Here is an 11635-nt window from a genome sequence, read left to right as displayed (position 1 = left end):
TAGCGATGCCCGAAGGAGACACCGTCTGGCACACCGCGGCCGTCCTGCGCGAGCACCTGGTCGGGCGCACCCTCACGCGCTGCGACGTCCGCGTCCCCCGGTACGCGACGGTCGACCTCACCGGGCAGACGGTCGACGAGGTGCTCAGCCGGGGCAAGCACCTGTTCATCCGGGTGGGCCGGGCGAGCATCCACTCGCACCTGAAGATGGACGGCAGCTGGCGGGTCGCCGACCGGCCGGTGCGGGTCGACCACCGGGCGCGGATCGTCCTGGAAGCCGGCGCCGTCCGCGCCGTCGGCGTGGACCTCGGCGTCCTGGAGATCCTGGAGCGCGACCGCGATGGGGACGCCGTCGCGCACCTGGGGCCAGATCTGCTGGGCGAGGACTGGGACGCCACCACCGCCGCCGCCAACCTGGCGGCCCAACCGGACCGGCCGCTCGCCCAGGCGCTGCTCGACCAGCGGGTGCTGGCGGGCATCGGCAACGTCTACTGCAACGAGCTGTGTTTCGTCAGCGGACACCTGCCCACCGCACCGGTGAGCGCGGTCGCCGACCCGCGCCGGCTGGTCCTCCGTGCCCGGGACATGTTGTGGCTGAACCGGTCCCGCTGGAACCGCTGCACCACCGGCGATACCAGGGCCGGGCGGCAGCTGTGGGTCTACGGGCGCGCGGGGCAGGGTTGCCGTCGCTGCGGCACCCCCATCAACTACGACGACTCCGGGGAGCGGGTCACGTACTGGTGCCCGTCCTGCCAGCGCTGACGCTCCTAGCCCTCCGCGCTCGCGATCGCCACTAGTCCTGCGGTGGCGACCCGCAGCGCCCGGCTACGCCGCGCTTGCGATCGCCACTGGTCCTGCGGTGGCAACCCGCAGCGCCCGGCTACGCCGCGCTTGCGATCGCCACTAGTCCTGCGGTGGCGACCCGCAGCGCCCGGCTACGCCGCGCTTGCGATCGCCACTAGTCCCGGGCGTGCGCCAGGAAGAACTCCGCGATGGCCTCCGACCCGTCGAGCGCGCGGGTGGTGGGCCCGATGATCGCCTTGGGCAGGTATTGCCTGCCGCCCGGCCAGGTGTGCCCGCCGCTGTCGATCTGGTAGAAGGTCACCTCGGTGGATGCCGCACACCCGGCGGAGTCGAAGCGATGCACGACGGTGCCGTCCCCGACGCTGGGCAGCGCCTGCACCGAGGGGTCGCCCTGGCATCCGTCGGCCGAACGCCACTTGTTCACCATGGTGGTGGCGGAGATGGAGTGGCTCAGCCCGCCTCGGCCGCGCACGGCCCCACCGTTGAACGGCACCAGCGGGTCGGCGGTGCCGTGGGCCTCCCAGACCGACACCGGCCGCGACGGATTGCACGCCACGCCGACGCCCAAAGTGCCCGCCACGGGCGCGACCGCGGCGAACACATCGGCGCGGTCACAGGCCAGCCGGTTGGACATGAAGGCCCCGTTCGACATCCCGGTGACGAAAACGTGCCCGGGGGCGATGCCGTAGTCGTTTTGCACCTTGTTCACCAGGCCCACCAGGAAGCCGACGTCGTCGATATGCCGGCGATCCGCCGGCGACGCCCCGCGCCCGTCGGCCCAGCTCTTGTCGTAACCGTCGGGATAGACCACGAGCAGGTTATGGGCGTCGGCAACGGCATCGAAGCCGGTCAGCCCCCGCTGACCGTTCCCGGTGCCACCGCCGCCGTGCAGGCTCAACACCAGACCGACCGGGCTACCCGGCGGCACGTGCAGCAGGTAAGTTCGATCCATGCCGCCGGAACGGAACGTCCCGGAAGCATCCCGAGCGGTGGCCGCCGAGACATTCCGCACACCACATCCCACCAAGCACACGGCTACGACGGCCACTGACAACCAACGCACGTACGGCATACCGTCAATACACCGACGGAGCCGATGCCGGAGCAAACCTGGGTGTGGCGATGATCGCAATATCAGTGATCCTGCACCGTGCGACGCAACAACGTGCGAATAATATTCGGGCAGCCCCCGCGGTCAACGAGCAACGGCACTTCGATGTCACGGGAGTATCAGAAATGACGAGGACCCAGATTCGCAACCCCAGCCTGCTGCTGTTGCTGTTGGCTGCTGGGGTTGTCCCGGCGACCGGACTGCTGGGCGCCCTGGGAGCGGCCCCGGCTGCCCACGCCAGCGCGGCCGACGACGCTTTCCTCGCGGCGCTGACGGCCAAGGGCATCAACTACGAGTCGCCCGAAACCGCCATCCGGTCCGGCCATTTGGTGTGCCAGGAACTCGAATCCGGCGAATCGGCGCAACAGGTGGCCAACGACGTCATGACCAACAGCCACCTCGATGGCTACCACGCCGGCTACTTCGTGGGCGTGAGCATCCGGGCGTATTGCCCCAAGTATCAGGCCTGAAATTAACAGGCAGTTGACAGGCTCGTGACAAGCGCGCCGGTAAAATTGGCGCTGAACCTATCTCGAGAACTCGAAGGCCAAATGATTCCTAAACTTTTGGTCGGCGTTGCACTCATCCTCGGCGCTGCAGGTTGGACGGCAGCATCGGCAAACGCCGACCCAAGCCCGTTTAGCACGCTGAGCTGCAGTTGCCAGGAGACTGCTCCGGCGGGCAGCACCACCCTCACGGACAAGGTCGATCGCGGAATCCAGCAAGGCCTTTCGGATCTGCCGGCCATCGCCGTCGAGCACTGACGATCACTTCCGCCTCCGCCGCTCGATGTAGTGATAGCGCGCGGCCCGTCGCCGGATGCGATACGCGCTTCCGCGGGTGCGGTGCGGCTGCCCGACGATGTGCATCGGCTCGCTGTAGAAGAGCAGCTTGCCCAGCTCCACCAACACCAGGTAACAGACGACAAAGGTGCCCAGCGCGGCGAAGAACTGCCACGGCAGCGGCGTAAAGCCCAGGGTGCGGGCCAGCGGTGAAATCGTCAGTCCGGCACCGACGGCGACCACGGTGAGGCTGGTGACGGTCAGCAGCGCGCTGGGTCGGCTGCGAAAGAACGGCACCATGCGGGTGCGAATGACGAAGATGATCAGCGTCTGCGTCGCGAGGGATTCCACGAACCAGCCCGTCCGGAACTCGATGGCACCGGCGTGCAGCACGCCCAGCATCAACCCGAACGTCAGGAAGTCGAACAGCGAACTGATCGGGCCGAAGATCAGCATGAAGCGCCGGATGAACGCGACGTTCCAGTGCGACGGCGCGTGCAGCTGCGCCGCGTCGACCCGGTCGGTCGGGATCGCCAGCTGCGAGGTGTCGTAAAGCAGGTTGTTGAGCAGGATTTGGCTGGGCAGCATCGGCAGGAACGGCAACAGAGCCGACGCGGCCGCGGCGCTGAACATGTTCCCGAAATTGCTCGACGTGCCCATCAGCACGTACTTGATGGTGTTGGCGAAGATGCGCCGGCCCTCGGCCACCCCGGTGGCCAGCACACTGAGGTCCTTTTCCAGCAGCACGACGTCGGCCGCATCCTTGGCCACGTCGGTGGCGCTGTCGACCGAGATCCCCACATCGGCGGCGTGCAAGGCCAGCGCGTCGTTGACACCGTCGCCCAGGAAGCCCACCGATCGCCCCTCGCTCCGCAGCGCGACGATCAACTTCGCCTTCTGCTCGGGGGAGATGCGCGCGAAGATCGTGTTCTTCTGCGCGATGCGGATGAACGCGTGGTCGTCCAAACCGTCGAGCTCCCCGCCGGTGACGGTGCCCTTCGACGCCAAACCCAGTTCGGCGCATACCTTTTCGGCGACCCGTGGGTTGTCCCCGGTGGCGATCTTCAGCTCGATGCCCAGCTCGGCCAGCTCGGAGAGCGATTGCCGCGCAGCGGATTTGGGCTCGTCGGCAAACACCAGGAACCCAGCGAGCGTCAGATCGCTTTCGTCCGCCCGGGTGAGCGTCGTCATCGCGGGCGCCGGTTTGGTGGCCACGGCCACCACCCGTCGCCCGGCGGCGAACAACTCCGCGAGAGTCTCCTCCGCCGCCGGCGGGACGGCTCGGCACTGGGCCAGCACCTGCTCGGGCGCCCCCTTGACCACCAGCACGCGGCCTCCGTCGTCGTCGACCAGCGCCGACGTTGCCCGGCGTTGGTGGTCGAACGGCAGCATCGCGACCCGGTGCGCCGCACCGGCCACCAACTGGTGCGCCTGCGGGGACTCCCAGAGCGCGGCATCGAGCGAATTGGCACTCGCACCACCGGTTTCCGGGTCCACATCGGTGGATAGCAGCCCCAGGTGGCAGACCGCGTCGCTGTGCGCACCGGCGTGATCGACCGAGCCCACCAGACGGATCCGCCCTTCCGTCAGGGTGCCGGTCTTGTCGGTGATCAGGATGTCGATGTCGCCGAGGTCTTCGATGCACACCAACCGCTTGACGAGCACCTTCGCTTTGGCCAGCTGCCGTGATCCGGTCGCCAGGCCGGTGCTGACGACAGCGGGCAGCAGCTGCGGCGTGATCCCGACCGCGATCGCGAGCGAGAACAGCACCGAGTCGATGATGGGCTTCTGCAGCAGCAGGTTGCTGATCAAAATGACCACCATCAGCGCGACGGCGACCTGTAGCAACAGGTAGGAGAACCGGCGCAGCCCGACCTGGAAGGCGGTCTCGGGCTGGCGATCGTCCAAACCCGATGCGATTTGCCCGAATTCGGCGTCTCGACCGGTGGCGTACACCACCCCGGTCCCCTCCCCGGCACTGACGATGGTGCCCATGAAGGCCAGGTCGGTCGCGTCAGCCAGACCGGTTCCGGCAGGCACCGGTTCCGTCGATTTCTCCGATCCCGTCGATTCCCCGGTCAGGATGCTTTCGTTGCATTCAAGGCCGCTGACCTCGATCAGCCGAACATCGGCCGGTATCGCCTCCCCCAGCGACAGCCGAATCACGTCGCCCGGGACGAGCGCGGTCACGGCGAGCGAGACGAACTTCCCGTCACGGCGCACCACGGCGTTGTGGCGCACGCTGTCATGCAGGTCGGCGGCGGCCCGCTCGGCGCGGTATTCGTTGATGAAGCCCAGCCCGATGCTGGCCGCCAGGATGATGCCGATAATGACGGCCTGCATGCTGTCGCCCAGGAAATACGAGGCGACTGCGGTGCCGGCCAGCAGGATGAGCACCGCGTTGCGCAGCTGACGGCCCAGCACCGCAAGGACATTCACGCGATGGGTGCGCACCGCGTTGGGCCCGTAGCGCGTGAGCCGGGCGGCGGCCTCCGCGCCGGACAACCCGGCCGGCGAGCTGTCCAACCGGCGCAGCACCTCGTCGACCGTGGCGGCCGCGACCAGCGTCGTGGTCGAGCCGGCGGTCTCCTGTCGGGGGTCGGCGATCATAGCCAGTCGCGACGTTTGAACATCACGTAGATGACCACCATCAGGACGAAGATCAGGCCGGTGCTGGCCAGAAAGCCGGCGAGGTGGCCGAAGCCCGGGTAGGGCACGTTCTGACCGTAAAAGCCGGTGATCGCGGTGGGAACGGCGATGATGGCCGCCCACCCGGTCAGCTTCTTCATGATGGTGTTCAGCCGGGCGTCTTGCAGCGACAGGTTGGTTTCGAAAATCGTTGTGACCATGTCGCGCAACGACTCCGTCCATTCCGACACGCGAAGCACGTGGTCGTACAGGTCGGCGTACAGCGGGTCCAGTTCCGGGGCAGTGCCCAGCTCGTGGCGGTGGTGCTGAATCGAGTTGACGACCTCCCGCATCGGGAGCGCCACCCGCCGCAGGGCGACCAGGTCGCGTCTCATCTGAAACGTTCTGCGCTGAAAGCTCGCCTGGCGCGGCTTGCCGTCGAACAGCTCGTCTTCGATGTCTTCGATGCAGTCGTCCAGGGCCTCGACCGCCGCGAAGTGACTGTCCACCACGACGTCGAGCAACCCGTGCACCAGCGCGCCCACCCCGTACTGCTGGGCGCCGATCTCCTCCCAGCGCCGGGTGACCGCGGCGATGTCGAAGTCGGGCGTCAAGCGCACGGTGATCAAACCGCGGGGAAGCACGAACGCCGAGATCCGCTGCGTGGACAGCATCCGCCGCGGCTCGTCGGTGCCTTCGCCCGCGACGTGGACGGCATAGACGGTGAAGAACGTGTGGGTTTCGTACGCGGTGGCCTTGACACGCTCGGCCGCCGCCACAGCGTCCTCGACGGCCCACGTGTTGAGGCCGAGTTCGGCAGCCAGGTCGCACAGCGCATCGTGGTCCGGCTCGCACAAATCCACCCAGACCAGGGCGTCGGGTTCGCGAAGGTACTCGGAGATGTCATCGAATGCGAACTCGTCCTGCGGCTTACCGTGGCGCCACAGGCGTCCGTGGATGTTGGGCGCGACCTGCACGAGGCCATCCTCTCAGCCCAGCCCCTCCAGCGCCTGTCAGTAGGTGGAGATTTCGTCCGGCGCGGGCAGGTCGCCGCTGACCATGAAGACGACCCGGCGGCCGACTTCCACGGCATGGTCGGCGAAGCGCTCGTAGAAACGGCCGAGCAACGCCGCGTCCACGGCGACGGGAATGTTGTCGGTCCAGTCGTCATCCAACAGCACGCTGAACAACTGCCGGTAGAGCTCGTCCATCGCGTCGTCCTGTTCGCGAAGCCGGGCGGCCTGCTGCGGATCGTGGGAAATCAGCACCTGTGTTGCGCTGTCCCCCAACGCGATTGCCACCTTGGCCATCTCGGCGAAACACGCGCGGACATTTTCTGGAAGTACCTGATTCGGGTGCTCCCGCCGGGCGATCTTGGCGACGTGCACGGCCAGTGCGCCCATGCGTTCGATGTCGGCGATGAGCTGTATGGCGCTGAAAACCGCCCGTAACTCCCCGGCAACCGGTTGTTGCAGCGCCAGCAACGCGAAGGCTTCCCGCTCCGCGCCCGCCCGCATCACCACCATTCGGTCGTGCTCCCGGATGACCTGTTCCGCGGCGTCGAGGTCGGCCTCCAGCAGGGCCTCGGTCGCTCGCCGCATGGCGTCGTTGGCCAGGCCGCACATCTGGCTGAGTTCAACGGTCAACTCGGCCAGCTGGTGGTGATACGCGGTTCGCATAGCGCAACGGTGGCGCAAGGCGAGCCGATTTCACAAGGGACGAAAGCCACCCGAAAAGGTCCTGAACGACTCCTCCCCCGCGCGCCACCGCCCGTTAATCTGCCGCTATTACCATGCCGAGAACACTCGAACGATCGACGTGAGCCGGGAGAGCACGGTGACCACACGACGCGGCCTGCCCGGCTTGGGCATGCTGTTGGCGCCGCTGCGCGTCGCCGCCGTGGGAACCGAAATCGCCGCCGGCACCGCCCTGTTGGGCGGCAATGTCGCAATGAGCGTGGGCAGGTCCCTGGTGCGCGCCACGCCGGACGTTCCGGCGCTGACCCGCGCGGCGGCGGGCGCGGTGCTCGAGGCGGCGGGCGGACCACCGGCGCGGCGCACCAGCAGCAACGGCGCGCGGCACTGGGTCGAGGTGCGGGGGCTCGAAAGCCAGCACGCCGCGGCGATCACGACCGATGTTTTGGCGGCCGTCCGCGCGACCCCCGGCGTGCGGCAGGCCTACGTCAACCGCACCCTCGCGCGGGTGGTGGTAACCGTGGCCGACGGCGGACCGTCGGCCTCAGCGCTGCGCCGCGCCGTCGCCGGCGCCGAACGACGGCGCGCGGGCAGGCAGCTGCCGGCCAGCCTGCCGGGCGACGACGCGCTGCTGATGGGCCGGATGGTCGCGGCCACGGCCGCCTCTGTGGGCCTTGGCCTCTCACTGACCGGTAGTCTGCTGCGGCTGCCCCGGTTGCCGGACTTGGTGGCCGTACCGCCGACGATCGCCGACCACCTGCCGCGGCTGCGCAGGGAGCTGGAGCGGCGTCTCGGGCCCGACGGCACCGACGTGTTGTTCGGCATCGTCAACGCCACCACCGCCGCCCTGACGCTGTCGCCGACGGCGGCGGCCGCCGAGGCCGCCACCCGCGCCATGCTGGCGGCCGAGGCGTGGAACGGCAGGCTGGCGTGGTCCCGGCATGAGCCCGGGTTGGCTGGCCGTCCGGTGCGCGACGACGCCGGCGCGGCGCCGACCGCCAACCCGGCGCCCCCCGACGGGCCCGCGGAACGCTACGCCAACCGCGTCGGCATGGCGGGTCTCGGCGCCGCCGCCGCGGTCGGCCTGCTCACCCGCAACCCCGACGCGGCGGGCGCCGCCGCGCTGGCCGCCATCCCCAAGCCGTTGCGCACCGTGCGAGAAGCGTTCGGCTGCACGATGAACCGCGGCCTTTCCACCCGCCACGACGCGCTGGTGCTGCGCCCCCGGGTGTTGCGGGCACTCGACCGGATCGACGCGATCATGGTCGACCCGCGCGCGCTGTACACCGACGAATTGACGGTCAGTCGTGTACTCGGAGTGGAGGATTCGGCGCGCGCCCACGCCTGGGAGGCGGTTCGGGCCGCGCTCGACAACGACGGCCTGGAACCGGGATGGCACCCCCTGGCCGACATCCCCGGGGCGGGCAACGTCGGCGAGGCCCTCATCAGCTTCATCCGCGATCCGTTCGCCGCCGCGGTGCTGACCGAGGCTAGGCGGTCGCAGCCGCGCGTATATTCACTCGACGACGACGGATTACGTTCCCTGGCACAGGGTTTCGACCAACTGTATCCGGCGGACGGGTCGATCGATCACGCGGTGGCGGCGGCCGTTGCGGAACTGAAGGCCGCCGGTAACACCGTGGCGCTGTTGACCACGTCGGGCATGCGGGCCGCGCACCGCTCCGACGTGACGATCGGGCTGCTGCGGCCGGGGCATTCGCCGCCCTGGGCGGCCGATGTGATCGCGAATGACCTGACCGGCGCCTGGCGGGTGTTGCACGCGCTGCCCGCCGCGCGCGCCGCCACCGACAACGCCGTCCGGTTGTCGGCGTCGGCTTCGGCGCTCGGCGCGTTGATGCTGATTCCCGGTGTGCCCGGCCGGAGTTCGGCATCGGTCAACGTCGGTATGGCGGCCAGCCTGTGGTTCGGGTACCGGGCGGCCACCAAGACGTTGCGCGATCCGCTGCCGAAGCCCGAAACCATCCACGACTGGCACGCGTTGCCGGTCGCCGACGTGCAGCGGCTGCTGCCCCGCCCGACCGAGGAGGACCGCGAGGAGGCGGCTGCCGCCTGGTGGCAGCAGGTGCCACCGATTCGTGCGCTGCACGACGCGAGCGCGGCGGCGTGGGCGGTCGTCCGCGATTTCGCCGACGAGATGCGCGACGACCTGGCGGACCCCATCACCCCCTTGCTGGCCACCGGCGCGGCGGCCAGCGCGCTGCTCGGCTCGCCGCTGGATGCGGTGCTGGTGGGCAGCGTGCTGTTGGTCAACGCCGCCTTGTCGGCCGAGCAGCAGCTGCACGCGGAGAGCACCCTGAATCGCCTGCTGGCGGTGCAGGATCCGCCGGCGAGGCGGCGGGTGGGTGCGCTGGACGCGCACCGCCGCGAGAAGGTGCCGACCAAGCGGCTGCGGCTGGGCGACATCATCGAGGTGCACGCCGACGAGGTGGTGCCGGCGGACGCCCGCTTGCTGCACGCCTCGAACGTGGAGGTCGACGAGTCGACGCTGACCGGCGAATCGCTGCCGGTGGCCAAGCAGATCGATCCCACGCCGGGCGCCCCGCTGGCCGAACGGACCTGCATGCTCTACGCCGGCACCACGGTGGTCGCGGGCACGGCGGTGGCCGTGGTCACCGCCGTGGGATCGCAGTCGGAGATGCGCAGGGCGCTGGCGATGGCGCCGAGGAAGATGCAGGAGATCGGGCTGCAGCGGCAGTTGCGGCACATCACCCGCCGGGCCCTGCCGTTCAGCGTGGCCGGCGGGGGCCTGGTCGGACTGCTCAGCGTGGCGCGGGGCACCGGGTTGCGCGAGGCGGTGTCCAGCGCGGTCACGCTGATCGTCGCCGCCATCCCGGAGGGCCTGCCCCTGGTGGCGACGCTGGCCCAGTTGGCCGCCGCGCGCCGGCTCACCGGCGAATCGGTGCTGATCCGCAACCCGCACTCGGTGGAGGCGTTGGCCCGGCTGAACGTGGTGTGCTTCGACAAGACCGGGACGCTGAGCGAGAACCGGCTGAAGGTCAAGGCGGTGCGCCCGATGCCGGGCTACACCCCCGGTGCGCTGTTGGATGCTGCGTTGAGCACCAGCTACGCCCGGCACACCCACCGCGTCGACCACGCCACCGACGACGCGATCCACCGCGCCGCAGAAGACCCCGCCCTGCGCGGCGACGGCTCCGGGCCGCAGCGGCTGACCCGGGACGCCTTCCTGCCGTTCCAGTCCGGTCGCCCGTTCGCCGCCGCGCTCGTCGGCACCCGGCTGACCATCAAGGGCTCACCCGAGGTGCTCGCGTCGGCGCTGCTGCACGACGACCACCCCTTGACACGACAGGTCGACGAGATGGCGGCCAACGGGTTACGGGTGCTGGCGGTGGCCGAGCGTCAACTCAGCGCGGGTGAAGCCGCCTCCGCGGCAAGGGATCCGGACCGCCTGGAGGCCCTGTGCGGCTCCGGCCTCACGCCGGTCGGCCTGCTCGGACTGGCGGACACCCCGCGGGCCGCCGCCCCCGCGGTGCTCAAGGAACTCGGCGAGCGTGGCATCGGCGTCCGGCTGATCACCGGCGATCACCCGGCGACCGCGGCGGCGATCGCCCAGGAGCTGGGGATCGACGTCACCGCCGAACAGGTGATCACCGGCAGCGACTGGGAGGCGCTGTCCGCCGACCAACGGGCCGCCGCGGCGGCGGCGCGGGTGGTGTTCGCGCGGATGACGCCGGAACACAAGATCGACGTGGTGCAGACCCTCGAGCGGTCCGGGCTGGTGACGGCGATGGTCGGCGACGGCGTCAACGACGCCGCCGCGATCCGGGCGGCCAGCGTGGGCATCGGCGTGGCGGCGCGCGGCAGCGATGCGGCCCGCACCGCGGCGGACGTGGTGCTGCTCGACGAACGGATCGAGGCGCTGCTCGACGCGCTGGACGAGGGTGAGCAGCTGTGGCGGCGGGTGCAGTCGGCGGTGTCGATGCTGTTGGGCGGCAACCTCGGCGAGGTGTGCTTCGCCCTGATCACCACGGTCCTGACCGGGCGTTCGGTGCTCAACGCCCGCCAGATGCTCTTGGTCAACATGATGACCGACGCGCTGCCGGCCGCAGCTCTGGCCGTCAGCCCCCAGACGGGCACCGCCGACGTCGACCGCGACGAGGCGGCGATGTGGCGGGCGATCGGGATCCGCGGTGCGGCCACCACGATCGGCGCGACGGCCGGCTGGGCGATGGCCAGCGTGACCGGCCCGCCGCGCCGCGCCGCCACGGTCGCGCTGGTGGCGTTGGTGGGTGCGCAGCTCACCCAGACGCTGGTCGATTCGCGCGCCCCGCTGGTGGTGTTGACCTCGGTCGGCTCGCTGGGCGCGCTCGTGGTGGTGGTCAGCACACCGGGACTCAGCCAGCTGTTCGGCTGCACGCCGCTGGACCCCCTCGCCTGGGGCCAGGGGTTGCTGGCCGCGGCGGCCGCCAGCGGCCTGTCGGCGGTCGCCCCCGACCTGCTGCTGCGCGCGTCGCAGGGCGCACAGCGGCGGTGGCTCGGCGGCGAGCCGGCGATCGAACCCGAAAGGGCACAAAGTCCCACCCCTTCGGTGCGGCCGACCCTGCCGGGTCCCGGGCGCACCGACCACGATTGAGGCGT

General features: G+C 69.9%; 8 protein-coding genes. 4 read left to right on the top strand and 4 right to left on the bottom strand.

Annotated elements, in window-relative coordinates; genetic code table 11:
* Nucleotides 1-5 precede the first annotated feature (5 nt).
* Entirely contained in the window at nucleotides 6-761 is a 756-nt protein-coding gene (nei2, locus tag A5756_RS07395) for an endonuclease VIII Nei2 (protein ID WP_066949797.1), read from the top strand.
* A 196-nt stretch (nucleotides 762-957) separates the two neighbouring features.
* Here nei2 and A5756_RS07390 read toward each other — a convergent pair whose 3' ends face one another.
* Nucleotides 958-1875 (bottom strand): PHB depolymerase family esterase, encoded by a 918-nt coding sequence (locus tag A5756_RS07390; protein ID WP_066949792.1) that lies wholly within the window; start codon nucleotides 1873-1875, stop codon nucleotides 958-960.
* A 164-nt stretch (nucleotides 1876-2039) separates the two neighbouring features.
* Between A5756_RS07390 and A5756_RS07385 the strand changes: the two genes are divergently transcribed.
* Nucleotides 2040-2384 carry a DUF732 domain-containing protein gene (locus A5756_RS07385; RefSeq protein ID WP_066949788.1) on the top strand — a complete coding sequence of 115 codons (345 nt, stop codon included), beginning with the start codon at nucleotides 2040-2042 and terminating at the stop codon, nucleotides 2382-2384.
* Nucleotides 2385-2408: 24 nt separating this feature from the next.
* Nucleotides 2409-2678 (top strand): hypothetical protein, encoded by a 270-nt coding sequence (locus A5756_RS25320; protein ID WP_231989076.1) that lies wholly within the window; start codon nucleotides 2409-2411, stop codon nucleotides 2676-2678.
* Nucleotides 2679-2681: 3 nt separating this feature from the next.
* Here A5756_RS25320 and mgtA read toward each other — a convergent pair whose 3' ends face one another.
* From mgtA to phoU, 3 genes are read right to left on the bottom strand one after another with little or no spacing between them, the layout of a single operon-like run.
* On the bottom strand, nucleotides 2682-5306 hold the full coding sequence (gene mgtA, locus A5756_RS07380) for a magnesium-translocating P-type ATPase (protein WP_066949785.1): 2625 nt from the start codon (nucleotides 5304-5306) through the stop codon (nucleotides 2682-2684).
* Nucleotides 5303-6301: a magnesium transporter CorA family protein gene (locus A5756_RS07375; protein WP_066949782.1), complete on the bottom strand. Its 999-nt coding sequence runs from the start codon at nucleotides 6299-6301 to the stop codon at nucleotides 5303-5305. Before A5756_RS07375 ends, mgtA begins: the two co-directional genes overlap by 4 nt.
* A 36-nt stretch (nucleotides 6302-6337) precedes the next feature.
* Entirely contained in the window at nucleotides 6338-7003 is a 666-nt protein-coding gene (gene phoU, locus A5756_RS07370) for a phosphate signaling complex protein PhoU (protein WP_066949778.1), read from the bottom strand.
* A gap of 190 nt (nucleotides 7004-7193) precedes the next feature.
* Between phoU and A5756_RS07365 the strand changes: the two genes are divergently transcribed.
* The gene (locus A5756_RS07365) at nucleotides 7194-11630 is read left to right on the top strand and encodes a cation-translocating P-type ATPase (RefSeq protein WP_082960000.1); all 4437 of its coding nucleotides are present in this window, start codon (nucleotides 7194-7196) and stop codon (nucleotides 11628-11630) included.
* Nucleotides 11631-11635: the final 5 nt, after the last annotated feature.

This window comes from Mycobacterium sp. 852002-53434_SCH5985345, from assembly GCF_001667155.1.
GTDB lineage: Bacteria > Actinomycetota > Actinomycetes > Mycobacteriales > Mycobacteriaceae > Mycobacterium.
This window is presented reverse-complemented; position numbering and strand designations above follow the sequence as displayed.

Bases quoted from the DNA above. Each gene is read 5' to 3' on its own strand.
- A5756_RS07365 (WP_082960000.1), top strand. From the start codon at position 7,194: ATGCTGTTGGCGCCGCTGCGCGTCGCCGCCGTGGGAACCGAAATCGCC.
- phoU (WP_066949778.1), bottom strand. From the start codon at position 7,003: ATGCGAACCGCGTATCACCACCAGCTGGCCGAGTTGACCGTTGAACTC.
- mgtA (WP_066949785.1), bottom strand. From the start codon at position 5,306: ATGATCGCCGACCCCCGACAGGAGACCGCCGGCTCGACCACGACGCTG.
- nei2 (WP_066949797.1), top strand. From the start codon at position 6: ATGCCCGAAGGAGACACCGTCTGGCACACCGCGGCCGTCCTGCGCGAG.
- A5756_RS07385 (WP_066949788.1), top strand. From the start codon at position 2,040: ATGACGAGGACCCAGATTCGCAACCCCAGCCTGCTGCTGTTGCTGTTG.
- A5756_RS07390 (WP_066949792.1), bottom strand. From the start codon at position 1,875: ATGCCGTACGTGCGTTGGTTGTCAGTGGCCGTCGTAGCCGTGTGCTTG.